The 26,029-nt window shown below is 39.6% G+C and carries 24 protein-coding genes and 1 pseudogene; 20 read left to right on the top strand and 5 right to left on the bottom strand.

Annotated elements, in window-relative coordinates; translation table 11 throughout:
- The 3 genes and pseudogenes from BMZ41_RS13340 to BMZ41_RS13330 all read left to right on the top strand — a co-directional run.
- Positions 1-243, top strand: a pseudogene (locus tag BMZ41_RS13340) (transposase); the annotation flags it as partial.
- Positions 244-493: 250 nt separating this feature from the next.
- Entirely contained in the window at positions 494-2,176 is a 1,683-nt protein-coding gene (locus BMZ41_RS13335; protein WP_090530441.1) for a phospho-sugar mutase, read from the top strand.
- A gap of 54 nt (positions 2,177-2,230) precedes the next feature.
- Positions 2,231-2,806 (top strand): TetR/AcrR family transcriptional regulator, encoded by a 576-nt coding sequence (locus BMZ41_RS13330; RefSeq protein WP_090530437.1) that lies wholly within the window; start codon positions 2,231-2,233, stop codon positions 2,804-2,806.
- Here BMZ41_RS13330 and BMZ41_RS13325 read toward each other — a convergent pair.
- The 3 genes from BMZ41_RS13325 to BMZ41_RS13315 form a co-directional block, all read right to left on the bottom strand.
- The gene (locus tag BMZ41_RS13325; RefSeq protein ID WP_090530434.1) at positions 2,774-4,330 is read right to left on the bottom strand and encodes an AMP-binding protein; all 1,557 of its coding nucleotides are present in this window, start codon (positions 4,328-4,330) and stop codon (positions 2,774-2,776) included. The genes BMZ41_RS13330 and BMZ41_RS13325 overlap by 33 nt on opposite strands.
- 79 nt (positions 4,331-4,409) lie before the next feature.
- Positions 4,410-4,649 carry an acyl carrier protein gene (locus tag BMZ41_RS13320; RefSeq protein ID WP_090530431.1) on the bottom strand — a complete coding sequence of 80 codons (240 nt, stop codon included), beginning with the start codon at positions 4,647-4,649 and terminating at the stop codon, positions 4,410-4,412.
- Positions 4,650-4,661: 12 nt separating this feature from the next.
- On the bottom strand, positions 4,662-6,044 hold the full coding sequence (locus BMZ41_RS13315; protein WP_090530428.1) for a condensation domain-containing protein: 1,383 nt from the start codon (positions 6,042-6,044) through the stop codon (positions 4,662-4,664).
- Positions 6,045-6,228: 184 nt separating this feature from the next.
- On the opposite strand from BMZ41_RS13315, the gene BMZ41_RS13310 reads away from it, so the two are divergent.
- The 6 genes from BMZ41_RS13310 to BMZ41_RS13285 all read left to right on the top strand — a co-directional run bounded on the left by BMZ41_RS13310 (position 6,229) and on the right by BMZ41_RS13285 (position 13,219).
- A complete protein-coding gene (locus tag BMZ41_RS13310; RefSeq protein ID WP_090530425.1) occupies positions 6,229-7,164 on the top strand; it encodes an AAA family ATPase in 936 nt (311 codons plus the stop codon).
- A 27-nt stretch (positions 7,165-7,191) separates the two neighbouring features.
- Positions 7,192-8,262, top strand: a complete 1,071-nt coding sequence (locus BMZ41_RS13305) for a DUF58 domain-containing protein (RefSeq protein ID WP_242870643.1) — start codon at positions 7,192-7,194, stop codon at positions 8,260-8,262.
- The gene (locus BMZ41_RS13300) at positions 8,189-10,363 is read left to right on the top strand and encodes a transglutaminase-like domain-containing protein (RefSeq protein ID WP_090530422.1); all 2,175 of its coding nucleotides are present in this window, start codon (positions 8,189-8,191) and stop codon (positions 10,361-10,363) included. Before BMZ41_RS13305 ends, BMZ41_RS13300 begins: the two co-directional genes overlap by 74 nt.
- Before the next feature lie 180 nt (positions 10,364-10,543).
- The gene (locus BMZ41_RS13295; protein ID WP_090167841.1) at positions 10,544-11,005 is read left to right on the top strand and encodes a hypothetical protein; all 462 of its coding nucleotides are present in this window, start codon (positions 10,544-10,546) and stop codon (positions 11,003-11,005) included.
- Positions 11,006-11,056: 51 nt separating this feature from the next.
- Positions 11,057-11,776, top strand: a complete 720-nt coding sequence (locus BMZ41_RS13290) for a LytR/AlgR family response regulator transcription factor (RefSeq protein WP_090167839.1) — start codon at positions 11,057-11,059, stop codon at positions 11,774-11,776.
- 168 nt (positions 11,777-11,944) lie between these two features.
- Positions 11,945-13,219 carry a sensor histidine kinase gene (locus tag BMZ41_RS13285; RefSeq protein WP_090530420.1) on the top strand — a complete coding sequence of 425 codons (1,275 nt, stop codon included), beginning with the start codon at positions 11,945-11,947 and terminating at the stop codon, positions 13,217-13,219.
- A 38-nt stretch (positions 13,220-13,257) separates the two neighbouring features.
- Here the strand turns inward: BMZ41_RS13285 and BMZ41_RS13280 are convergent, their stop codons facing one another.
- On the bottom strand, positions 13,258-13,989 hold the full coding sequence (locus tag BMZ41_RS13280) for a metallopeptidase TldD-related protein (RefSeq protein ID WP_090530417.1): 732 nt from the start codon (positions 13,987-13,989) through the stop codon (positions 13,258-13,260).
- Positions 13,990-14,177: 188 nt separating this feature from the next.
- Between BMZ41_RS13280 and BMZ41_RS13275 the strand changes: the two genes are divergently transcribed.
- The 11 genes from BMZ41_RS13275 to BMZ41_RS13225 all read left to right on the top strand — a co-directional run bounded on the left by BMZ41_RS13275 (position 14,178) and on the right by BMZ41_RS13225 (position 25,283).
- A complete protein-coding gene (locus BMZ41_RS13275; RefSeq protein ID WP_090530415.1) occupies positions 14,178-15,065 on the top strand; it encodes a hypothetical protein in 888 nt (295 codons plus the stop codon).
- Between the two features lie 135 nt (positions 15,066-15,200).
- On the top strand, positions 15,201-15,569 hold the full coding sequence (locus tag BMZ41_RS13270; protein ID WP_090170091.1) for a GntR family transcriptional regulator: 369 nt from the start codon (positions 15,201-15,203) through the stop codon (positions 15,567-15,569).
- A gap of 18 nt (positions 15,570-15,587) precedes the next feature.
- Positions 15,588-16,466 (top strand): ABC transporter ATP-binding protein, encoded by an 879-nt coding sequence (locus BMZ41_RS13265; protein ID WP_090170089.1) that lies wholly within the window; start codon positions 15,588-15,590, stop codon positions 16,464-16,466.
- Positions 16,467-16,469: 3 nt separating this feature from the next.
- A complete protein-coding gene (locus BMZ41_RS13260) occupies positions 16,470-17,120 on the top strand; it encodes a hypothetical protein (RefSeq protein WP_090170086.1) in 651 nt (216 codons plus the stop codon).
- Between the two features lie 12 nt (positions 17,121-17,132).
- Complete coding sequence (locus BMZ41_RS13255; protein WP_090170084.1) at positions 17,133-17,804, top strand: hypothetical protein; 672 nt, start codon at positions 17,133-17,135, stop codon at positions 17,802-17,804.
- Between the two features lie 93 nt (positions 17,805-17,897).
- Positions 17,898-19,025: an SPFH domain-containing protein gene (locus BMZ41_RS13250; protein ID WP_090530412.1), complete on the top strand. Its 1,128-nt coding sequence runs from the start codon at positions 17,898-17,900 to the stop codon at positions 19,023-19,025.
- Positions 19,026-19,043: 18 nt separating this feature from the next.
- A complete protein-coding gene (locus BMZ41_RS13245) occupies positions 19,044-20,636 on the top strand; it encodes a hypothetical protein (RefSeq protein WP_090530409.1) in 1,593 nt (530 codons plus the stop codon).
- Complete coding sequence (locus tag BMZ41_RS13240) at positions 20,623-21,381, top strand: TPM domain-containing protein (protein WP_090170078.1); 759 nt, start codon at positions 20,623-20,625, stop codon at positions 21,379-21,381. The genes BMZ41_RS13245 and BMZ41_RS13240 overlap by 14 nt, the downstream gene beginning before the upstream one ends.
- Positions 21,382-21,412: 31 nt before the next feature.
- Complete coding sequence (locus BMZ41_RS13235; RefSeq protein ID WP_177184234.1) at positions 21,413-22,510, top strand: acyltransferase family protein; 1,098 nt, start codon at positions 21,413-21,415, stop codon at positions 22,508-22,510.
- A gap of 1 nt (position 22,511) precedes the next feature.
- The gene (locus BMZ41_RS13230; RefSeq protein WP_090530406.1) at positions 22,512-23,978 is read left to right on the top strand and encodes an MBOAT family O-acyltransferase; all 1,467 of its coding nucleotides are present in this window, start codon (positions 22,512-22,514) and stop codon (positions 23,976-23,978) included.
- 99 nt (positions 23,979-24,077) lie between these two features.
- Entirely contained in the window at positions 24,078-25,283 is a 1,206-nt protein-coding gene (locus tag BMZ41_RS13225) for a DHHW family protein (RefSeq protein WP_177184233.1), read from the top strand.
- On the opposite strand, the gene nadE is transcribed toward BMZ41_RS13225, so the two are convergent.
- A complete protein-coding gene (gene nadE / locus BMZ41_RS13220; protein ID WP_090530399.1) occupies positions 25,280-26,029 on the bottom strand; it encodes an NAD(+) synthase in 750 nt (249 codons plus the stop codon). The two genes, BMZ41_RS13225 and nadE, sit on opposite strands and share 4 nt — an antisense overlap.

Raw genomic sequence — 26,029 nt, 5'->3', positions numbered from 1 at the left:
ATTGTAACTCGTCATGTCTGGGAAGAATACATGGAAGCATGTGAAGATATAAGACAGACCTTAGGTATGAAAGATTTATACTCTCACAGAAAAGAAACCATTGAAAGAATCTTTGGGACAGCTAAAGAGAATCATGGTTTCAGATATACACAGATGTATGGTAAGGCGCGCATGGTAATGAAGGTTGCGCTTACCTTTGCGTGTATGAATTTAAAGAAGCTAGCAAAAATACAGCAAGAATGGGAATTGAAAATGGCCTAAAAACAGGTCTTTTTACACAAAAATAAAAATAGAATCTTAGAAAAAAGGAAAGGATGATGCAAAACTTGGTTTTGCAGCATCCTCTTTGTCTACACTCTGAAACTTGTTTGTACAATTTGTACAAACAAGTTTCTTGTTACATTAGAACTCCCATTTCTATTTGACATGCCTAACCGAATTACTTAAAATTAAGAGAGTTTTTAAGTTATGAGAAAACGAGGAGATGAAGATTATGTATATGAAAGATTATGAGCGTTGGCTTGCCGCAGACCTTGAGGACTGTGATCTTAAGCCTGAGCTTGCAAAAATCAAAGGAAATGAAGAAGAAATCAAAGACAGATTCGCTGTAGCACTTGCTTTTGGTACAGCTGGTCTTCGCGGTGTCCTTGGGGCAGGTACAAACAGAATGAATATCTACGTTGTACGTCAGGCTACACAGGGACTTGCTAACTGGGTTAAGACTCAGGGGGGCAATCAGACAGTTGCAATCAGCTATGACTCACGTCTTAAGAGCGATGTATTCGCTAAGACAGCAGCAGGCGTTCTTGCAGCTAACGGTATTAATGTTCGTATTTACGATGCACTTATGCCAGTTCCAGCACTTTCATTTGCAACACGTTATTATAAATGCAATGCAGGTATCATGGTGACAGCTTCACACAACCCTGCAAAATACAATGGTTACAAGGCATACGGCCCAGATGGCTGCCAGATGACAGATGATGCAGCTGCTATCGTTTATGCTGAGATTCAGAAGACAGATGTCCTTACAGGTGCAAAGGTTATGTCTTTCGCAGAGGGCGTTGAGAAGGGACTTATTAAGTTCGTTGGTGATGATTGCAAGGATGCATTCTATGCAGCAATCGAGGAGAGACAGGTTCGTCCAGGTCTTTGCAAGACAGCTGGTCTTAAGCTTGTTTACAGCCCACTTAACGGCTCAGGCTTAGTTCCTGTTACTCGTGTTCTTAACGACATCGGTATCACAGATATCACTATCGTTCCAGAGCAGGAGTATCCAAACGGTTATTTCACAACATGTAGCTATCCAAACCCAGAAATCTTTGATGCTCTTAAGCTTGGTCTTGAGCTTGCAAAGGCAGAGGGCGCAGATCTTATGCTCGCTACAGATCCTGATGCAGACCGCGTTGGTATCGCTATGAAGTGTCCAGATGGAAGCTATGAGCTTGTTTCTGGTAACGAGGTTGGTGTTCTTCTTCTTGATTACATCGCAGCAGGTCGTATCGAGAAGGGTACAATGCCAAAGAATCCAGTTGCAGTTAAGTCAATCGTTTCTACACCACTTGCTGATGCAGTTGCAGAGCACTATGGCGTAGAGCTTCGTTCAGTTCTTACAGGCTTCAAGTGGATTGGTGATCAGATTGCTGGTCTTGAGGCTGATGGAGAAGTTGATAGATTTATCTTCGGTTTCGAGGAGTCATACGGATATCTTGCAGGTCCTTATGTTCGTGATAAGGATGCTGTTATCGGTTCTATGCTTATCTGCGAGATGGCTGCTTACTACCGCAGCATCGGAAGCTCACTTAAGCAGAGACTTGAGGAGATTTACGCTGAGTACGGCCGTTACCTTAACAAGGTAGACTCATTCGAGTTCCCAGGCCTTTCAGGTATGGATACAATGGCTGGTATCATGAGCTCACTTCGTGAGAACCCACCAGCTGATTTTGCAGGTATTGCAGTTTCTAAGGTTACAGATTACAAGAACACAGCCGAGACAGGACTTCCTTCAGCAAACGTTCTTATCTACGGTCTTGAGAACGGTAGCACAGTAGTTGTTCGACCTTCAGGTACAGAGCCAAAGATTAAGGCTTACTTCACTACAAAGGGTAATGATCTTGCTGAGGCTGAGGCAATGAAGGATAAGCTTGCTGATGCTTTAAAGCCTATTTTTAGTTAATTACATTAAGGAGTTACTCTCAGAGTAACTCCTTATTTTTTAAGGGAGAAAGTTATGAACGAATTAGATGAGAGATACACAACCTCTGAAGAGGCGATAATTGACTCATTCTTTATACTCAGCAGTGAGAAGGAATTTGAAAAGATTACTGTGTCTGATGTTGTAAAGAAATCGGGTGTGGTGCGGAGCACCTTTTATAATCACTATGAGAATGTTCCAGCTCTTTTATCTGCAGCTGAGGACAAGACTATTGAAGATATTTTTAAGCTGATGGAGAGCTTTCACCCAAAGGATGACCACCAGCTTTGTCAGTCATATTTTCTTGCGATCTGCAATTACACAAAGGAAAACAAGTTTCTGGCCAGCGTACTGCATAGCCCAAGAGGAGACAGCTTCTTAGAGAAAGCTATGATGATGTTTCATAAGTATGTGGCAACAGTCAGCCAAAGGGATGCCATGAACATGAAAAACAAGCAGCAGTTTTCATATCTTATAGCGGCTACAATTGGCTCCACACTTGGTGTGCTCCACAAATGGACAGCGGAGGCCTGTGAGACCCCCGCAGAAGAAATAGCAGATATATTGACCACAATTTTCTTAAACGGCGTTCTGCCCTTCATGGAAAATTGATGGATCATTTCTTTTAATTTTACCAGTGGTGTTTCGGATGAATGGCTCAGTCCTGACTACCAGATTTGTGATATGTCGGTAGCTTGGCTGGCCATTATTATATTTATCAATATAATCCTGAAGCTCTTTGTTGATATCTAGTGGGTTCAAGCATTGTTGCTGTGTATAATCCTCATCTGGGTAGATGTTTGCAGTGAGTCCAGTGTTGTTTCCTGTGACGATAACTTCTGCGATAAGAGGAGATAGTCCTAGCTTATTCTCAATTTCCTCAGGAGATATGTTTTCGCCATTGGACATGATAATAAGATTTTTAACACGGCCATTGATGAAAAGATATCCGTCTCTATCGAGATAGCCTTTGTCTCCAGTATGAAGCCAGCCATCCTCAAGAGTAGAGGCAGTTTCTTCAGGCATATTGTAATAGCCCTTCATAACGCTTGTACCCTTTACAAGTATTTCTCCATCCACAAATTTAAGCTGAACATTGGCAAGGGGTTTTCCGATTGAACCAGGTTTGTGATTATCAACAGTGTTTGTGGTGATAACAGGTGAGCATTCGGACATGCCGTAGCCCTCGTAAATATCTATACCATATTTCTTAAACTCATCTATGTAAAATGGATCCAGATGAGCTCCACCTGTAAATATAATCTTTAGATTTCCACCGAAGACAGTTTCATAAATCATTTCATCTGAAAGCTCAGTCAACGAGGATAGTCTCTTATAAATAGATTCAATCATAAGAGGTACCATAAGGATTACCCTTGGCTTGAAAATACTGATATTTCTTACCATGTGCATAAAGCTATCATTGATACAAACTATCGCACCAAGGGAAAATCCCTTAAGCCAGTCCATTACCAGACAATAGGCATGATGGATTGGTAGAACACTCATCATGACACAGCCTGGGGCTTCTTCGTAATCAACATTTTTTACATTATCAAAAAGATTTTTCTGGGTGAGCATTACGCCTTTGCTTTTACCTGTGGTGCCTGAGGTGAAAATGATGGTGGCGATGGAATCAGGGGTTGCTCCATATGTATCTTCCTTGTCCTTTCCAAGGTCCATCAGTTCGGATAAAGTTCCTATTTTGGCGTTAGGTATATTCTGTTCATAAGAATCCTGAAGTAGCCAAATCTGTTTTAGCTTTTTGCATTGCTGAAGGGCAGGTTCTGCAAGAGAGATAAGCTTTGGGCTAAGGAAAAGAACCTGGCAGTCGGCCCTATTAATCAGCTCGATTAAATCATCCTGTGGAAGTAAAGCATCCAAAGGAACGGCAACGTTTGTATCGGTTACTATACCAAGATAGCTGGAAATCCACTGGAGACTGCTTTCGCCAATAATGGCAATATGAGCCTCAGAAAAACCTGTTGCCAAAAGACCTTTACGGATGTTTGTGATTCGTTCATCAAGCTTGCCATAGGTAGTTCCACAGACGGCCTTTTTATCCAGCCATCTCACAGCAGTCAGTTCCTGAAATTTATTGGCGGTATTATCCCAGAGAGTTCTAAGATTATCCATTATGAAACCTCCATCAAGTTAGTAAAAGCATTTCCAGTTTTATCAAAAAATTTATACCAAATCCATCTAAGTAGTTTCATTAACCCACCTCCTGTAACTCCTGAATCATAGAAAGTGCTTCATCGATAGTGTGAATCTGAATGATTTTATCCTGCTCCAATTCAATATCAAACTCGTCCTCAAGCTCACCTAGGAAGGACATGAAATCCAGGGAAGAAAAGTCCAGATCCTCGCGGAATCTTTTCTCTCCTGTCAGCTCTGTTGGTGAGATTTTGCAATACTGGGCTACTAACTGTTTAAAAGCTTTTTCTATTGTCATGGCTAACCTCCTTTACACTGCCGCCATAATCTCGCCTACGGTAAGATTTGGCTGTTCCACACCTCGGAAAATGATTCTCATAAGGTAATAGTTTAAAAGCTCTATATGCTTTTCATTTAAAGCTGCTGTCTGATAGTGATATGAGAAATTCATTCCACCATCTTCAGTGTGGGAAACTGTAAGGTACATTTTCTTCGTGGCCGCTCCATTTGCAAACCATTTTGAGTGCATTGGAATATCTTTTAAATAAGGATTATCTATTTTTGCTGTTAGTGGCTGATAGGTGAGATAACAGCTTTCATAGGTGGTATTTTCTGGTGTGTGATATCGTTTTTTTATCTCATCATATATAAGCTGAGGGTCGTAGTTGGCATGGAGATATATCTGGTTTTGCATGTCCTGAACCTGGTAGGCAGCTGAGAGAAAATCTGTATTGGGGCTGATTTTTGTTCGGCAAGGGAACATAATGGTGCGGCTTCCACCAGAGGTCCATTCATCTTGTGTGGAACGTCTGGAAATAAAGTTTTGGATGGATATATCGGTCTGTCCGTTATTTACTTTTGATAGATAAGTGCGCATTCCCAAAAGCAAAAGATTTGTCATGGAAATCTGATGATTCTGGCAGAACTCGTAAAGGGTCCTGGCTGAAGCGGGCTCCAGCTTATAGTCTTCAACAGCTACAAATAAATCCTTTAGCTCTATGTCGGCAGAGCGAAGATTAGGGTTATTATGCTTTCTGCGAGACTTGTCTAAGGTTAGAGGTCCCTGAATATCGGAATAAATTGGTTCGCCAAGCTTATCTAAAATATCATCCCAAAAGCTTTTATCTCTTTTGAAGCGTTTTTCGTTTTTAGTTTTTGATAAATCCTTTATAAGAACATCTTCAAAGTCTGCTAATTCATCAGGCATTGCTGCACCGAATTTGAAATGAGTGTAGAGTGCCAGGATGTCGTTGGTCATAACAACTACTCCACAAGAATCGATAAGTCTGTGATCCATATGCAGAAAGAATCCACGATAGCCCTCTGGTAGCTTTACCATAAAGATCTCAAACATAGGAATGTCGGCTCCATCGATGGTGTTGTAAGCCCAGGCTTGCATGACATCATCTGCTTCTTCCATAGTCATATTTGAAAGATCCCTAAGTGGAATCTCATAGTCATCTGAGGAAGCAATATATTGTTTGATATTTCCGTTGGAATCAGGTCTTGTGAATTGGACTCGCATACAGCTATATCGCTTGATTTCCATACGAATGCATTTTTCTAAGAGATTAAAATCAAGGTCGGCCTGCAGCGAAGCAACAATACTTAGCCCTGAGACCTGCTGTGTACCGTATTTACGAATCCACTGGTAATGCATGTTTTGTGCAGCAGTTAATGGATATTTTTTCATAAGCTCCCCTCCATTAAATTCTTTTCACTGTAAAATAGCACAGCAGCCTCTATTGTTCTATAGGTGAAGGACTTTAATGGACATTTATCGAAAAAGTGACCAAAAGATATTGAACAGAATCTGAGAAAGTGTATGATTAAAATATAATGTTATGGGAAATTAGTATTGAGGGGAGGATATATAGATGAATGAGAAGGTGCAAAAGCTAAAGGATAGCATGGAGCAGCGTATTGTTGGAAAAGGAGAAGTAATCGACAAGCTGATTGCTGCTTTTTTGGCGGAAGGTCATGTGCTATTAGAGGATGTTCCAGGTGTGGGAAAAACCTCACTTGCCAAAGCGCTGGCAGATTCGGTGTCACTTTCTTTTGCACGAATTCAATGTACTCCAGATACCATGCCATCGGATATTACCGGTGTTTCTATTTTCAATTCTAAGGACCAAAGTTTTCAGGTTATGCCAGGTCCTGTTGTCAGTAATATAGTTCTTGTTGATGAGCTCAATCGAACATCCCCAAAAACACAATCTGCCCTGCTTCAGGTAATGGAGGAGCAGCAGGTCACAATAGATGGAAAGGATATTCCTGTGCCAGCACCATTTATGGTAATAGGAACGCAGAATCCTGTGGAGATGGCAGGAACTTATCCACTTCCAGAAGCACAGCTTGATCGTTTCATGATTAAGCTTAGTGTGGGGTATCCAAATCAGGATGCCTCAGAGGATATGGTAAAGAGATTCTTGGAGGGACAGCTCCATCAGGATACAACTCCTGTTTTGACAGGTGAGGACATTAATGAAATGCGTCGCCAGGTTAACGCTGTCACCATAAAAGAGAATCTTAGAACCTATGCTGTGGAGATTGTAGAGGCCACAAGAAATAATCCAGAAATTGCCTGTGGAGCTTCACCACGAGCACTGCTTTCGATGCTTCGCTGTGCGCAGGCTTTAGCGTTTATGGCAGACAGAGACTACTGCATTCCAGAGGATATTGCAGAGGCTGCCACACTTACACTTACTCACAGAATAATACTTACAAGCGAGGCAAGGCTTAGCCGGACTACTAAAGAGTATCTGGTAAGAAGGATTCTTGAACAGGTGAGATGCAACGACGCAACTAATTAACAAGGTAGTAAATATTTTTGTGGATAAATGAAGGTTAAGATTCATAAAAGGGGGATAATTTCATATCTTATTGGGCTGGTACTGAGCATCATTTTTGCCAGCTATTATGGAGGGCCGGTTTCTTTTGCATGGCTCTATGGAATGTTGCTTATTATTCCAGTTTCGATTCTTTACACCATATTAAATTACAAATTCTTAAATATTTTTCAGGAGATAGAGGTATATAAGGTCACCAAGGGTGAGGAGCATAGATATCGTGTGCTTTTCGAAAATGCAGGAATTTTCCCAGTTCATCGAATGGGGATGTTTACCTTGGATGACAGATGTAGCCTTTATGAGATAAAAAATGGTCAGGAGATTTCCCTGGATAATCATGAGAAGAAGGAACTGTTGTCTGGTATAACCTGTAAATATGCTGGGGCTTACAATATCGGTATAGACAGAATTTCCCTGACAGATCCATTTTATATGTATACGGTGGAGCTTGATGTTCAGTATAACTTCAGGGCGATTGTAAGACCACAGATAACAGATGTGGCAGCAAAGGTACTTGATATCGAAAACTTAATCAATAATACTGGACTGAAAAGTAACAGGCTTTATGAGGATACTCCTGGAAGTGATATGAGACCTTATTATAAAGGCGATAGTCTAAATGCTATCAACTGGAAGGTGTCAGCTAAACAGGGAGAATTGATGGTTAGAACTCCAGATAAAATGGAGAAGAGGACTGTTACGATTCTTATGGAAGCTTCCAATCCACCTGAGAGCAGGGAAGATTTGGAGTATCTAAAGAAGAGGGATATATTTCTGGAATTCGTCGTATCGGCGGCATGGCATTTCGGTGAGCAGGGAGTTCCGGTCCGATTGATTTATCCATCAGGTGATGTTAAGGAATCTACAGTAGATTCCCGTGAAAGCTTTATGGATTTTTACAGTATAGTAGCAGATGGTATTTTCTATGGCTCTTCAAAATCCTTTAAAGAGATTCAAAGGTTAGTAGAAGAGCGGAGGTCAAAAGTCAATGAAGGCGATACTTGGATTATCATCAGAGAAGATCCTGATGAAGGAGAGAGTAGCTGCATTATTTGCGGTTGAGAAAAAACTTCATCTGTTTGTATTTGCATTAATCACCATTTGTTTGGAGATTTTTTTGCTGGTAAAAGGGGATAGCTACGACCTTAACAGGGGTAGTTTTGTTTTGACGTTCATTTTGTTCTTTTTCTTATATGCAGTATTGGAGTTTATTCTCCATGGTATTGTGGAAAATAAGGCGATTCCATTATTTTCGCTGATTCCAGCGGTTCTTATGTTTTTCCTTTTAAAGGTCAATGAAAAATGGAGTGATATAGCCATTGCTGTGCTTTTAGCAGTGGTGGTAAGAATAATTTTTGATTACCTGCCTTTCAGAGATAAAGTGATTTTATTTGGCACCTTTGTGCTTGATGGCTCAGCCTTATATTTACGTATGTACTGGACAGCCTTTTGGGGCGACAAGCTTTTGGATAAGCTATTGTTTGTGGCGCTTGTGGTACTTACCTTATCGTCTATACAGCATATTATATGGGGAAGAAAGGAAGGGGGATTTCCATTTAACTTCTTTCTGTTGCTGGGGTGTTTTTTGATATTTATTCCAATGAATAGAGATCCTATCGACTGGTCAAGACTGGAAGGTGTATTTGGAAATGCGGCAGATGCTACGGCTTATTATTTGTGCTCGGTGATTGGAGACAGTGAATATACAGTAGGCTACGGGTCTTTCAATGCCACTGGTAGTAGAATTTCTAATTCAGATAAATTGCAGCTAGTTCTGGAATCTGTGGAACGTCCATATTTCGTATATACGGATGCTGAGACCGGCAAAAAGATGAAGATGAGACGAGTTCTTTATCTTGCTGGTGGAAAAGGCGTTGATGGAAAGGCGTTGGTAGAATGGCTTCAGTTCCTTAAGGATAATGACATAGATAAAGAAGAGGCTGAAATGTTCTCCCAGATTTCTAAGCTGGATGTGGAATATGTATACCTTGATACAGCTGATGAAATTGCGCCAGCAGGAGCACTGGTGTTAACAAATCAGGATGGCTTTATTGAGAAGGGTAGAAGTGACGATAGGCACAGAAAAGGCTATAAGATTAAGGCAAAGTATCTGGATATTGATTACGGAAGTCCACTTTTAGTGGAGCTATTTCAGAATCCAAAAGGTTCTCTCATTGACAGAGAGCCTATGACATATCAGGAGGCCAGCGAATATTATCTTTCACTTTATAATCAGGATTTGAAAGACGTGATGAATGCTAGTGAATATGAGGAGTATTTAAAACAGACAGACATGTACCAGATTTACGGTGATACAGAGGGTGTCAGTGACAGAATGGAAAAGCTTGCTTCAGACATTACTGCTAAAGCGGATAATGATTATCTCAGAGCAAAGCTTATTGAGATATATCTTCGTCAGTATACCTATAACACCAAGGCTGTTGGAGGACATAATCCAGATTCTGATATGAGTACCTCAAAAGGAATGGCAGATATTGCTGACAGGTTCCTCTTTGAGACAGAGTCGGGATATTGTGTGCACTACACCTCATCGATGGTAATGATGCTTAGGTCGATTGGTATACCTGCAAGGGCTGTAATCGGGTACAGATACAGTTTCCCATTTGAAATTCAGGAAAACTATGTGGTAGAAGCAAACTGTGCTCATGTGTGGCCTGAAGCATATATTGAGAATGTAGGCTGGATTCCTTTTGAACCAACCAGCGCCTACTCAACAGCAGGAATGTACAGTTGGCACAGAAATGAAACCATAGATCCAGAAACTGAGAATGAAATCCAGCTGGAAGTGCAGGATTTGCCAGATATTCCTGAGGGAGCAGAGCAGCAGGAAACCTACAAGAATGAAGGGCTTCAGTTAATCAAGATTATTGGAATAGTAATTCTAAGCATTGTGCTTTTGATACTGGTTATCTGGGCTGGAGCAATACTGGCAAGACGAATCATTTACAAGCTGGCTTCGCCGGAAAAGAAAATCAGGATTGATGTGGAAATGACGAAGGCAAGACTTATTAAGGAGTCCGATAAAGAGTTTAAAGATAGAGGGCTTCTGTCAGATTATCTGAAGCTTGCGCCAGAGGAAGAGCAGGAAGAGATAAAACAACTTTTTGACTCGTATTATAAAGTGGTATATGGAAACGATTAATGAAAGGAGGCAAAACAGCCTCCTTTTTTGTCGTTTGTAACAAGAAACTGTTGTATGCCACATCAGTGTTGAATGCTATATACATGCATGGTAAAAATATATCGTGGATTCTGAATTATTTATATTTTTCCTCCAGCTTCATGTCTGGGCTGGGGGAAACAACCCGAAAGTGAGGATACGATGAGTACATTTAATAGATATTTACTACATTTTGGAATGATAGGAACAGCAGGCTTTGTCGTTTTTGTCACATTGATTCTTGTTGATGGCGGAAGTCTTTTCAATCCTTTTATGTTAATAACTACATCCTTAAGTATAGCTTGCTTCGTATTGTTCATGACTTTATTCTTCTATGTGTGGGCAAAGCCAGTTTCTGTCACTGTTAAGGTTGAGGAAAAACAGGAATTTGTAAAAGCAGTAAAGAGAATAGCAAGAATCAAATGGGGCAGAAAAACAGTTATCGAGTCAGATGATAGTGTAAGCTTTAGATATGGAAACAAGTATAAGGACTGGCTTGTTACACCAGCAGAGCTAAATTTCAATGAGGATAAATGTGTTGTAAATATCCCATCCTACTACGAAGAGGATATTCTAAAATTAAAGTTTAAGCACAAACGTATTGATAAGATTACAAATAAATAATAAGATGGTAATACAGTTCGTAAATACGATATTAATCGGAGGTTTTTACTAATGTTCACAATTGCCATTTGTGATGACAGCAAAGAAATCCAACAGGAGCTTTCTGGAATCATAGAAAAAGCTTTTCTAAAAGAGACGGAAGAGTACGATAAGCTTTTATTTTCAAATGGTGAGGAGCTGTTAAACTGGCTGGATGCTAATGAGAGAACAATTGATTTACTCTTTTTAGACATAGAAATGCCAGGAAAGAATGGTGTTGAAATAAAGTCAATTTTAGAGAAAAATGATAGAGTTGCTAGAGTTATTTTTGCTACAAGTCATTACGAGAATATGCAGGATGCATTCGGCGCCAAGGTTATTGGCTTTATGCTTAAGCCTTTGCAGCCAGACGAGGTTTTACGACGACTTGAAAATGCCTATAGAGATTATAAAGATGATGTTGTAGTTGAAATTAGCAAAGAGGTTTTTGTAAAAAAATCTGGAATCAGTTATATTAAGTCAGAAGGTAATTATTGTGATTTTTATGGTACCAATGGCAAGACCATAAAGGCAATAAGAAATCCTTTGTCGTATTACAAGGAACTTTTTGGTGATTCCTTCATACAGATTCATAAATCATATATCGTAAATGCGTATGATATAAAAAAGTGTGAGAGAAACCGTGTGGCACTTTCTGGTGGGGTTGCACTTAATATTGGGAGAAGCTATGTGGATTCTTTTAGAAAAGAATATCGTGAACTAGCAATGAAAAATGCTCATGATAAATTATAAAGGGAGGAGGTAAGGCGATATGTATTATGGATTACAGGGACTTGATTTTAGTTTCATTAAGTGGATATTTGGATAATTGAATAGTGCAGAGAAGCCACAGTTTGTGGCTTCTTTTTTTTCACATTATTTGCTAATATACAAAATAGAATGTTGATTTGAGGTTTAATTATGATGGCTGCCGAGATAATATATAGATTCATATATACATTTGAAGATTATGTATCTGTTTTTTTGGTTTATCTTGTAATAATGGGAGCAAAGCCAAGAATCGACAGATCGAGAACCTTGTTTGGAATATTGGCGATTATTACTGCTGAGAATCTGTTGGCAATTCCTTTTGATAAAAGCCTTCAGAGTTTGATTTTTCTAGTGGTTTCTGTCTCAAATGTATTCTTTTTAAAGGGTGGAGCAAAAAAGTGGATTCCGTTATTTCTACCAACATACACAATTACCTCGGTTATTCAGACGGTTTTCCTAGTAATATATAGTCATTTTCTAGGATGGCAGGAAAATTATATGGCCTATACAGCAGCTGTTTTTCCAGTGGCAGTTGTATTAGTAATTTGCTATCAGTCTAATATGTCTAGAGGAAAGCAGGACGAAGTCAGCTACAATATATGGCAGCTATTTTTCATGAATTTCAGCTGTATATTTTTGTGGTTTATACTCAATGTAGTTCAGGAGTATTTTAAATATGGCTCGAGTCAGGTGATAGAGCGCGCCAGTGCGCTAGGGAACGTGCTATTGGTTACCTGTATTCTTTTCTGTTTGTTTGTCTTATATCTTGGCCTATTAGAGAGAAAAGCGAAAGAAACTCAGCGTGCTGCTTCAGAGAGAAAGTTTTTACTGGAGGTGCAGCAGGAGCAGATTGATACCATTATCAAGAGTGAAGAGAGACTTCATGCCTTTAAGCATGATTTGGTAGCGCACCTAAATGCATTATCTGCTCTTGCAGCAGAGGGAAATATAGAGAAGGTTTCCGAATACTGTGACAATCTTCTTAAGGATACACAGTCCTTTAGAAGGGTATCTTATACAGGTAATCCAGCTATTGACGGTGTCTTGGGACAGATGAAAGCCTTAGCGGATGAAAGGGGAACAGACCTTGAAATTCAGATGGTGGTGCCAAAGGAGAAGAATATTGGGGATTATGATTTATGTATTTTGATTTCCAATATCTTAAAGAATGCTATCGAAGCTAATGCCAACGGAGGAAAGATATCCATTCAAAGCTGGCCTTTTAATGACAATCTTTGCATCATATCCAGCAACACCTCAGATCACCCGTTGGAATATGAAAAGGGAAAACTGATATCCAGCAAACGAGCTAATAAGGTTCATGGATATGGTATGAGAAATATACAGGCTGTTGTTGATAAATATGATGGAGATTTCCAGATTAGAAGTGAAGATGATTTAATAATTGTAGAGGCAATGGTATAAAAATGGAGGCGAGTCAATCTGATTCGCCTCCTTGTCTTTTATTTACCTGAAATTGTAACTCCATCCACGCAGATATAAGGTAGTACCCAATCTCCGTTTGCAAGAACTTCCTTTGAAATTGAAACAATGTTTTCAAGAATCTTTATGGCGTTGAAGCTGACCATTGTCTCGGAAACAGCATTCTTAATCTCACCATTTTCGACATAGAAGGCGTTCTTTGCCACGCCTGCTAATTCTCCGTTAGTTCTAGGTTCACCGCAGGAAATAGATCCCACTATAAGCCCCTTCTTAACATTTTTAATCATATCATCAAGGCTTGTGTCACCAGGCTCAACAACGTAACAGAGGTCTGTGTTTCCTGCTCTGTCTACCTTTGCCTTGTTAGCGCCGAAAAGAGTTGTGGCAAATGATTTAAGCATACCATTTTCTATGATGGTATAATCCTCACTTCTGAAGCCATCATTAGTGTGATACTCGTGGTTTATGATTCGCTCATCCCAAGGCTTAATTGAAGCATTGAAGGAGTCAACAGCCACCTTCTGACCAATTTTATTGCGCCAGAGACTAGAATTATCAATAATTACATCATCTGATAAAGCAATTTCCATGTAGGTATACATAAGAGCTCTAAAGCACTCTGGTGTGAAAATAAGCTGACCTTCAAATTTGCCTTCTATTGGAACTGGGTTGACTGACTGTTCAGCTTCAGCAAGATCCTTACGAATTTTTCCAAGTTCAATAAATGGAGTATCAAGATTCTCCATTGTCATGGCTGAGAAACTGATTCCACTCCCTTATTTTCGTATTTAAAACTAGTATTTAGTTGATTATAGCTAATGTAGGAGTGGCGCTCAATAGAAAATAGACAGGTATTAGATATTGTGCATGTTGACTGTAAGGATGCAGATGGCTAAACTGTTTAAGGATAAATAATTTGAAGTAAAGAAGGTTTTATGACATGAGTTATAGTGAATATTTGGCACACTATTTTCAGTTGCCACAATGTATATTTTTTGCACTGCTAACAGGCGTGTTACTTGGCATAGTCTATTTGATTTTTTATTTATATGCCAAAGGCACAAAGAAGAACGATGATTATTTCGAGCAGGAGTTTTTCTCCCTATCCGAAAGATACTATGAGCTGATTTTTTCGGGTGGAAGTATCATAGGCTTCATGGCAGTATACTTTTTGATAAATCTCTTTTTGAAATCAGGTCCCTTTAAAGAGATTTGGGATTCATACAAGGATTACCTGCTATTGATTTTTATGATTATATCCATTCTGCTTAATTCCTTCTGTGATCATGTGCTTGTTAGATTAAAGCATTTGGACAGGGAGGCCATGGCATCTATCAGACTGACAGGAATGGCATATATGATTTTGATTTTATGCTATCTTAAGTTCATCTATGAGAGTGCTAACTACGATACACTTATCGCATATTTCCTCACTCTTATGATAGGACGTTTCGTATACTTTGATGCCAGCTTCAAGGATTTCCTGAATTGCATTAAGAACGCAGCTGCCAACATACCTATTATGATTATGGCTCTTGTTAATCTTGCGATTCTCTGTGCATATGGATATTCTACAGGATACCTGCTGAAGCATAACGGAGTAATTACAAATATATTCTTTGTACATTTGTATGTCATCGTGATGATTTTTATTCTTCACTTCATACCAGCCAGACTTGTGGCCAAGAAGAAGGTGAAGAAGCTGGAAGGTGCTAAGAAAACCTCCAGACCACCAAGAGAGAGAAGAGAGCCAAGGCCTCGCAGACGTCAGCAGCCAGAGATTGAAGATGTGGAAGAGGAAATAGATATAGAGATAATTGATTTGTAAAGTAGATGGATTCTAGTCGGTTGGCTAGAATCCTTTTTTTAAAAATTTCACTTAAGGAAGGGTTGACAATATATAATTGAGGTGTTATGGTTAATTACACAAGTAATTAACCAATGGACTAAAGGAGGTGAAAATGTGATACAAAATCTTGGGGAAGATAAATCAATTTACCTTCAAATCAGTGAGATGATTGAGGATGAAATTTTAAGGGATATTTTAAGAGAAGAAGAGCAGGTACCTAGCACTACAGAGCTCTCGAAATTTTATAAGATTAATCCAGCTACAGCAGCTAAGGGAATTAATTTATTGGTAGACAAAGGCATTATATACAAGAAGAGAGGTATAGGTATGTTTGTGTGTGAAGGGGCAAAATCAAAAATACAAGAGACTAGAAAAACAAGCTTTTATGAGAACTATGTTAAGAAAATCATCAGCGAGGCAAAGCTTATTGGAATCGACAAGGCAGAGCTTAAGAAGATGATTGATGACACTAAGGAGCTTTAGAATAAAAGGAGAAAACATATGGGAACATTATCAGGTAAAAATATAGTAAAGAAATATGGAAAGGATACAGTTCTTAAGAATGTAAATATTGATATTGAGACTGGAAAGATATATGGCTTGATTGGAAGAAACGGAGCAGGTAAGACTACACTTCTTTCAATTCTTACAGCTCAGAACCCTGCCACAGAGGGGACAGTTACATTAGATGGTCAGCCAGTATGGGAAAACGAGGAAGCACTGTCACACATTTGTTACTCTAGAGAGATTCCTCAGGTTACCATGTTTGGTCCAAACAGTATGAAGGTAAAGGACTATTTAAAGACTGCAAAGGTTTTCTATAAATATTGGGATGAGGCTTATGCAAAGGAGCTTGTGGCACTATTCAATCTCAACCCTAAGAAGAGAGTAAGCAAACTTTCAAAAGGTATGCTTTCATCTTTGACAATCATAATCGCCCTTGCCAGCAAGGCTGATATAACAATCCTGGATGAGCCAGTAGCAGGTCTTGATGTTGTTGCAAGAGAGCAGTTTTATAAGCTTGTGATTGATGAGTACGCACAGACTGGTCGTACATTTATCATTAGTACCCATATCATTGAAGAGGCAGCTTCATTATTTGAAAAAGTTATCATCATTGACGATGGACAGATTGTTCTTCAGGAAAACACAGAAGAGCTTCTTTCAAGAGCATACAGAGTTAGTGGAGAGGACACATTGGTAGACAAGGCTACAGACGGATTTAAGGTATATCATCCAGAGAGCATTGGAAGAAACAAGGTTGTTACTGTGTTGGCAGATGAGCCAGTTGCTGATTTTGGAGATGATGTTCAGGTTGAGCCTGTTGCACTTCAGAATCTTTTTTATGCTATGTGCGTAGATGACAGAAAGGGGGCATAAATCATGAAGAGCTTAGCACGAAGATCTGCCGAACATTATTTTATACAGGGTATTAAAATTTTTGGACTTGTTATGGGCCTTCAAGTGATTCTTGCATTTGAGTTCTTTTTAATGGGCGCAGAGATGACGGACATGTTGGGATATATCGTTCAGAATGTTGTGGCATTTACCGGTATGTTTATGATTTTGTTCAACACAATATATGCCATTTATGGACCAAATTGGCTTGATAGTGTGGTCCTTTCCATGGGAGCCAGAAGGAAGGATGTATTCTGGGGACAAATCATTCAGCAGCTTACGTTTATAACAGGTTGTGTAATTGTTAGTCTGGCAATATGTTTTATTTTTGATCGTAAGATGCTTGTAGGTTTTACATTTCTTGCAGCTGCTGCTTCAATCTTAGCTGGAGTAATTGGAACAGTTATAGGATATAAGATAAAGAAATTCGGTAAGATAGTAATGATGATTATTATTATGATAATGGCATGTCTTGGTGGTGTTGTTGGTGCAATGGCAGCGGTAGGAAAACAGATTCATATTAGTGCATTAAACAATGGTTTATCACTTACAGTAATTGGTGTGGGAACAATTATAGTATTCATTCTACTGGAGTTATGGGCTTATAAGCTTAATAGCAAATGTATGGTGAATTAGACTGGAGGAATTATGAATAGAAACATTAGGGCAATAGCTCAAATAAAGAAGTATTCAGAATTAATCAACCTGTTGGTTATAGTTTTTTCCATTGTGCTTATGCTGGTTATATACTTTATAGTTTCTCAGTCTGACCCAATGGAACCAGAGGATTTTAGAGAAATGCTTTTGTTTGGAGTTGGTGGAGCATATTTAGGAACAAACGGATTTTTGAAGATTTTCTACATTGCAGATGAAGTGCCAAAGGGCCTGAGTTTTGGAATGACAAGAAAAAAACTTTTTATCGGATTAAGAGTTGCAGATTTTTTGGAACTGTTAGTTGTGGTAATATTGGCTCTTATACTTGTTACAGAGGCTGATGCAAATGTGATTTTGAAGGTGGCAGCATTCCTTTACGGTTTATTCATGTGGATTGAAGGCTTGGCAGGAAATAATGTTATTCGTTACGGTAAAAATGTTTTCTGGATTTATTACATCGTTTTCATGGTTGCTTGTATTGGTTTGCCAAGACTTACACATGTTTTCCCAGAGAGTGCAACTCCATTTGTGATGATATTTGATTTCTTCACAAATTCATTTTTTAATCAGGGAGTGGTATGGGTAGCATTAGCAGCATTTATATTAGCAGGAATGATTGTTAACTGGATTACTTTTAGGAAATTAGCAGTAAACTACATAGTATAAACAGGAGGCCGCAAGGCCTCCTAATTTGTTTTAGTGGGTAATATTGTTTATAATATAAGGTAATTAAATTTTGTCAGGAGGATAATGTAACAAATGGGATTAATTCAGGCATTTAAGGGGTCAGTATCAGCGGAGCTGGCTAATCAGTGGAAAGAGTTCTTCGTTTGCGATTCTATGTCAAACGATGTTCTTTTAAAGAGAGCCACACACAAGGTTTCTGGTAAGAGCAGCAACACTAAGGGAGAGCAGGATGTTATTACTAAGGATTCTGTAGTAATCGTTAACGAAGGTCAGTGTGCTCTTTTGGTAGATAGCGGAAAGATTATCGATGTAGCTGCTGAGGCAGGTGCATATTCATGGGAGGATAATGGTTCTGCATCAATCTTTGCAGGTAACTTTGCAGAGGTATTCAAGGAGTTTGGACGTCGTTTCACTTTTGGCGGAGAGAAGCCAGTTCAGCAGAGAGTATACTTCGTAAATACGAAGGATATTACAGGTCTTAAGTTTGGTACTCCATCTCCAATTCCATTTAGAGTATTAGATGCCAATATCGGTCTTGATATGGATACAACCTTAAAGTGCAACGGAAACTACAGCCTTCAGGTTTCAGATCCAACTGCACTTTATACAAACCTTGCTGGAAATGTTAAGGATGAGTACACAATCGACGATATTCAGGAGCAGCTTCGCGCTACTTTCGTACAGGGATTACAGCCAGCACTTGGAAAGCTTTCAGGAATGGGAATCAGACCATCAGCTATTCCAGGGTATACAAAAGAAATCTCTGACGCTATGGGTGAGGAGCTTAATCACGACTGGACAGAGAAGTATGGTTTGAGCCTTACATCAGTTCAGATTCTTTCTACAATCATTCCAGATGAGGATGCAGCTACACTCAAAGAGCTTCAGAAGACTGGAGCTTTCCGCAATCAGGCTATGGCTGGAGCCACACTTGTTCAGGCTCAGGCAGCAGCTATGGAAGCAGCAGCAAACAATGCAAATGGTGCAGCTATGGGCTTCTATGGATTAAATATGGCAGCTCAGGTTGGTGGAGCAAATGCAGCAGAGTTATTAAATGCAGGTGCAGCTCAGCAGCAGGGTATGCCAGCAGGTCAGCCTATGCAGCAGGGCCAGCCACAGGCAGGTAGATGGTTCTGCCCAAATTGTGGTAATGAGAACTACGGCAACTTCTGCGTAAATTGCGGCACTAAGAGACCTTAAGGGGTTGGAGAGTAATAAATGGCAACAATGTTTCCATGCCCTAGTTGTGGAGGGCAGCTTAGATTTTCTGCGGAAGATCAAAAATTGAAATGTAGATCCTGTGGGTCACTTACAGATGTAGATAGTTATACACCAGATGATAAGATTGGCATGGACACTATAAATACAAACATTTATCAGTGTCCTAGCTGTGGTGGAGAAATCCAGCTAATTGATAACGATGGAATGGAGTTCTGCCCATATTGTGGCAATCAGGCCACAATGCAGGAGAAGTTTTCTACAGAGGGAGCTCCAAAATATATCTTACCTTTCCAGCTTAATAAGGAGAAAGCCAGAGACAAATACAGAAGTCTTACAGGGCATCTTCACTTTACTCCAGAGGGGTTGGAGGATAAGGAAAATATCGAGAAGCTGGTAGGAATGTATGTGCCTTACTATCTTTATGACTACAGTATTAATGATGAGATAGAGTATAAGGGGACGACTACACATTCTACAGCAGATTACTATATTACAGATTATGCTACTGTCGATGTGTCGGTAAAGGTTGACAGCCTGAAGGTTCCTTTTGATGCATCCCAGACTTTGGACGATAGCATTGCGGCAAAGCTTGAACCATTCCCTATGGATAAGGTGAGAAGCTTTAATCCAGGATATTTGGCAGGCTTTTTTGTGGAGAATTCCACTGTTGATGAGGATGTTTATAAATCAGATTCCTTAGATAAGGCAGTAGATTATCTTTGTGGTGAGGTGGCTAAGGGCAGTCATGGGTACAGCCCAGAACCATCTGCCAGATATGAAATCGAAACCAAGCTTACAAATGATTTGAAGTACGATGATGTACAGGGCGCTTACATGCCTATGTACTTCATGACTACCAAGTATAATGACAGAGTAGCATACTCAATTATTAACGGAGCAAACGGTGTATCCTACATCGATATGCCCATTGATAAGAGAAAGATGTACTCATTTGCAGGAAAGGTTTCAGCAGGCATATTTGTAGTACTTCTTTTGGCCAGCTTTATTTTGAATTTTAGTTTTAATGTTAAAAGCCTATGCTCATTTAGTGCATTGGTATCTGCATTAATAGCCTTGGTAGGAGCAATTTTGGCTGAGTGTACCTATAGTTCAGACCAGCATCTTAATGACAAGGGCTACTTCCAAAATGCAGAAAACGTAAAGGCTAAAAAGATTAAGAAACCTAAAAAGACATCTTCATCGTTAAACGTAGCGATGCTCACAAGTTTGATTACAGTAATTGCATTAGTGATTTTTGCTGTATCGATGCAGATGACAGGTGCATTACTTGGAATCCTACCTTATATCTTTTATCCTGCAAGTGTGGTAATGGTTATTGCGGCACTTATTAAGGTGAAAAAGGGTGATAAGAATGTAATGCTCCTTGGAATTTTAGCATGGGCCTTTTCCATAGCGGTAAGGCTTATCAATTTACCAAATGATATTTTTTATTATGCAGCTTTGATTGTGGCATTTGTGGTAATTCTATTTTCTATAAATGCCATTGTGAACGAATATAATCGATTCGCAACTCATCCTGCACCTCAATTCCTTAAGAAGGGAGGTAGGTTAGAAAATGCGAGAGATTAAAAGATTTGTTCTTGGATTAATGGCTGCAGCATTGCTGTTTACACCAGTTGATGTTCATGCTGCAGCATCGAATATTTACATTGCAGATGATGCAGATATTCTTTCTGATGAAGATGAGTCTGAGGTATTAGAATATCTTGAGACTTTGAATAGCAATACAAAATATGTGGTAGCTACAACAAGTGAGAGTAGCATGGATACTACTGATGAGAAGCTGTTTGATTACTATACTTCACAGTATTCCAATTATGATGATGGAGTAGCATTTATCATTGATATGGATGAGCGCGTGATATGGATGTCTGGCTATGGTAAATACCAGAGAAGCATATCAAGTGCAGACGCCACAGATATTACGGATAATATATATCGCTATGCGTCTAAGGGCGACTATAAAACCTGTATCCTTAAGGCTTTCAATCAGGCGGATACACTTACAAATAAAGGTTTTATTTTAAGACCTATGAGAATTATCGTAGCCTTTCTGCTTGCCATAATAATTGGATTCCTGTTCAGTTTCTTTATGGCTATGTCGGAGCGTTCGAAAGTAAAAATGGACAGCAAGGGCTCAGAAATTCTTTTGGCTGGTGCAGCAATTGCGGGCACAGCGGCAATATACGATACACGCAGAGTGAGACGCTCTCAAAATAGTAGTTCGGGAGGTCATTCTGGCGGAGGATTTTCCGGAGGAGGCGGAGGCTACTCAGGAGGTGGCGGCCATTCCGGTGGTGGACACAGCTTCTAATGGATTGTTTATAAAATAAAAGGAGGCAATGATGACAAAGAAAAATGGACGGGTGGAGTTTTTACGTTTTATTTTTGCTTTGGCAATATTGTTCTTTCACATTCACAAAAGATTTGCCGAAGGCGGAATGATTGAGCTAGGAAATACTGGTTTCAATTTTTTCGCCAGAGGCTATATAGGAGTAGAGTTTTTCTTTTTGGTATCAGGCTACCTGCTTGCTGCTAGTGCCTATGCCAAAAGAGAGAAATCTACTGAGCAAATAGGTACAGAAACTGCTCTGATGATGAAGAAGAAGTTTTGGAATGTATTCCCATATCATCTATTTGCAACGGTACTTACAATTATCGTAAATGCGTATTATTTGGAGCATACAGCTCTTGATAGATATCATTACGTTGTAGATTCTTGGGCTTCGATTTTCTTCCTTCAGGTATTTGGTTTCGATAGCACATGGGTAAATAAGCTTACCTGGTACCTGGATGTTTGGTTCATGGTTACCTTCATCTTCTACCCATTGCTTAGAAAATATTACGACGTATTTGTTAAGATTGTTTGCCCACTTCTTGCACTGTTTATCCTGGGCTACATGGCTCACGAGTATGATGGAATTGCAGGAGTGGATGCCTGGACTGGTATGTTCTACAAATGCTTCTTAAGAGGTCTTTCTGAAATGGCACTAGGCTGCAGCACCTACAGTCTTACCAGACAGTTTAATCGATATGATTTTTCTAAGGCGGGAAAGCGCTTACTTGGTGCTTTAGAGATTATTTGTTATTTGATTGTATTTAGATATGCGTGCACAGAGATGGATGTAAATTATAGCTATCCTGTAGTTTTTGTTATGTGGGTTGCTGTAATTCTTTCATTTTCAGATATAAATCCTTGCCACGAGTTTTTTGATAAGCCAATCTTTTCATGGATGGGCAAGGTCAGTCTTATGATTTATTTGAATCAGTTTTATGCCATCCGATTGGTGCAGGAATTACTTTCAGATGCAAGCTTCCCAGTAAAGGCTGTAGCCTGCACAGTGGTTACTTTTATTGGAGCTTTTGCATGCGACAAAATTGTGGGATGGTTTTATAAGAATAAACCTTTTAGCAGGTTAATTTTCAATTCACGGGGAGAGTAAATTGGTTTTTAGCTCACTTATATTTTGCACAATCTTCCTTCCACTTTGTCTCTTGGTTTACTACGGGGTTCCAAGAGTGATAGGTGGAGGGCAGGAGCGCAAAATCATTTTATCTAACTACATATTGCTGTGCTTCAGTTTGATTTTCTATGCCTTCGGTGGCGTGAAATATCTGCTGCTTATTGCTGCGGTTATTTTGATAAACTGGTGCGCAGGCTTTCTTGTGGCACAGGACCGACATGGTAATGGTGTAAGAAAAGTAGGACTTTTATGCGCTATTGTTTGTGACATGGGAATGTTGTTCTTCTTTAAATATTTCAACCTTTTCATTGCTACAATTGAAAATCTGTTTTTTGGTGGGGAGCTTACGGGAGCAGAACGTGCTACAGGTATTTTTTCTGGTGTTGGCACAGGTGCCCTGGGGATAGACCAGATTGTCCTACCTGTAGGAATATCATTTTTCACATTCCAAGCCTTATCCTATGTTATAGATGTTTATAACAATAAGGCAGAGATTCAGGAGAATCTATTATTCTTTGCTCTTTATATTGCCTGTTTTCCACAGTTGATTGCAGGTCCAATTGTTCATTACAAAGACATTGCCGGTCAGCTGACAGACCGCTCTGTGGGGTCTTATGAGTTTGCGGAAGGAATAAAGAGATTCTGTTTTGGACTTAGCAAAAAAGTACTTATCGCAAATACGATAGCGACTGTAGCTGATAAGGTATGGCAATCTGATATTTCAACGTTAGATGCAACAGTGGCATGGCTTGGTGCTATCTGCTATACTTTCCAGATTTACTTTGATTTCAGCGGGTATTCCGATATGGCAATCGGACTTGGAAAGATGTTTGGATTTGATTTCAAAGAGAACTTTGACCATCCTTATCGAGCAGAATCCATCAGAGATTTTTGGAGACGCTGGCATATTTCTCTTTCCACCTGGTTTAGAGATTATGTATACATTCCACTTGGAGGAAGCAGATGCTCTATGGCAAAAACCTGTTGGAATATCTTTGTAGTATTCTTACTTACTGGAATCTGGCATGGTGCCAACTGGACCTTCCTTATATGGGGAGTTGTATACGGTATTCTGTTGATTTTTGAAAGGTTATGGTTTGGAAAGATTCTGGAGAAAAATCCAGTTAAGTTTTTGAACAGGATATTAATATTTATTGTGGTAACGCTTCTTTGGGTTGTGTTCCGTGCGAACACAATTATGGACGCAGGAATCTTTATTTCAAGAATGTTTGTTGGTGGCTTTAGGCCAATAAATCTTCTAAATGAGCTTTCAGGAATGAGCGTGATTGCCTTTATATGTGCATGTCTCTTTGGAGGCTTTGTACAGGCTCACATGAGTATTAAGGCAGTTAAGGGCAACGCCTTTGTATGTCTAGGGTTGCTGCTTCTTAGCCTTTTGTTCCTTGTGAACGGTACTTATAATCCATTTATTTATTATCAATTTTAAGCTTTCCATTGAGGTGTTATGAAATTAACTAATCTAAAGAACAAAATTTTCATATTGGTATTTCTTGCACTCCTTGTGTTGCCATGGGTGGGAGGCGGTATGTTGCGCCTATTTTCAGAAGAAAGCTACAATGCACTTTCTGTAGTTGAAACTGAGAAGCGTCAGATGCAGGAAATTGAGTGGAGTAATCTGATCAATACTGGAGAGAGCGTAAGTGGATTTATAGATGACAGGATTCCGTTTAGATATACACTGATTTCAGCATACAAATCTATTAACAATGTTATCGATGGACAGTATCAGAAGGTGGCCACAGCAGTGGGCCAAATGCTTTATAGTGCCGGTGCTGAAAAGAAGGATAAAATTGTGGAGCGTGGTCAGACTAACAAGCCAATTGTACCTGGAGAAGAGGTGCAGGTGGCCACTGAGGATATTATTGATGACGATGCCTTTTACCCACTTAGAGTTAATCAGGATGTAATCGTGGGAAGATTTGGCTGGCTGTTTTTGTATGGAGAAAATGAATATGAGTGCTATGTAGGTTCCAACATCCTTAGTGAGGATGAGATGCAGCACTACGTAAATCTTGTAAATCAGCTTCAGTCAATATGTGCGGCTCGCGGAAAGGAGCTTTATGTTCTCATAGCACCTAACAAGTCTTCTGTATATCCAAAGTACATGCCTACGGTGGAAAAGGTGGATGATTGGAGACGTATTTCCCGTCTCTATGAGAAAATGCAAAATGAAGCGAAGGCTCCATTTATATATCCGATTATAGAGGAGTTGGAGGCATCTGGTACTTATCAGGTGTATTACAAATACGACAGTCACTGGAATCACCTTGGTGGCTTATATGGTACAAATGCGTTGTATGCAGCTATGGGAGTTGAGCAGACAGATCCTGCTTCGTGGATTGTAGGAACACAGGATGCGGATAAGTACGAGCTCTATACCTATATGGGAATTCCTGATTCCATGGTTACTCACGACGATGCAGAGTATACAGTGGATTATCGACCTGATGTAACTGTAAATGGTCTCAATGTGGAAAAAATGATTTGTCGCACCACCAGTAATGGGGCAAATGAAAAGAAGCTGTGCCTCATCGGCGACAGCTTCCGTGTAAACATGATGCCATATATATCTAAAGATTTTACCAACTGCACCTTCGTTCATCGTGACTATATGAAGGAAGTATCCAGCGATATCAAGAACGCTGATATCATCGTAATCGAGGCTGTAGAGCGCTACGATTATGAAGGCTTTAAGACTATACAGAAGGTAATTAATTTATTTAGCAATTAATGTCTCTTATATGCAGGCATAAGCTGTAGTTTGTGAAGGTTTGCAACGTGCTTTCTATCGATGGAAGCCTTTACATCTGCAGGGATGTCTGCATTTTCATTTGAAATATATTCATCAAGCTGAGCATATTTGAAACCAAGCTTATCCTCATCTGACATTCCAGAAAGACCGTCAGATGGAACCTTGTGAACAAGCTGCTCTGGCAATCCAAGATATTCTCCAATCTGAAGAACCTCAGTAACTGTGAAATCCTGAAGAAGCGAAACATCACCAGCTGCATCGCCGTATTTTGTAGAGTAACCTACGTAGTCCTCAGAGGCATTGCATGTGTTAACCACAAAAGTAGTAACAGGCTGTCCCTGAGCTACTGCGTAAAGGGTAGACATACGAAGACGTGGCGCAAGGTTGATTTTAAGATCCTTAGTAACTTCAAACTTCTCTGCCTTTTCAAATGTAGCAATAGCTGCATTGTAATAATCTGTGATAGGAACGATTTCATTTGGAATCTTAAGGAAATCTACAAGAAGCTTTGCATCATCAAGGTCGCTCATTTCGCCGTTTGGCATAATGATTCCAAGAACTCGCTCAGCACCAAGTGCTTCTTTTAAAACTGCAGCTGTAACAGAAGAATCCTTTCCTCCAGAAATACCAAGTACAGCGCGGCTGTTTTCTCCAAATTTGTTGAACCATTCTCTGGTGTACTCAATTAATTGTTTTGTCTGTTTTTCAACATCAAATTCTCTCAT

It is taken from the genome of Pseudobutyrivibrio sp. UC1225, assembly GCF_900115215.1.
Taxonomy (GTDB): Bacteria; Bacillota; Clostridia; order Lachnospirales; family Lachnospiraceae; genus Pseudobutyrivibrio.
The sequence above is the reverse complement of the archived record's forward strand: the minus strand, read 5'-3'. Positions and strand labels throughout refer to the sequence as shown.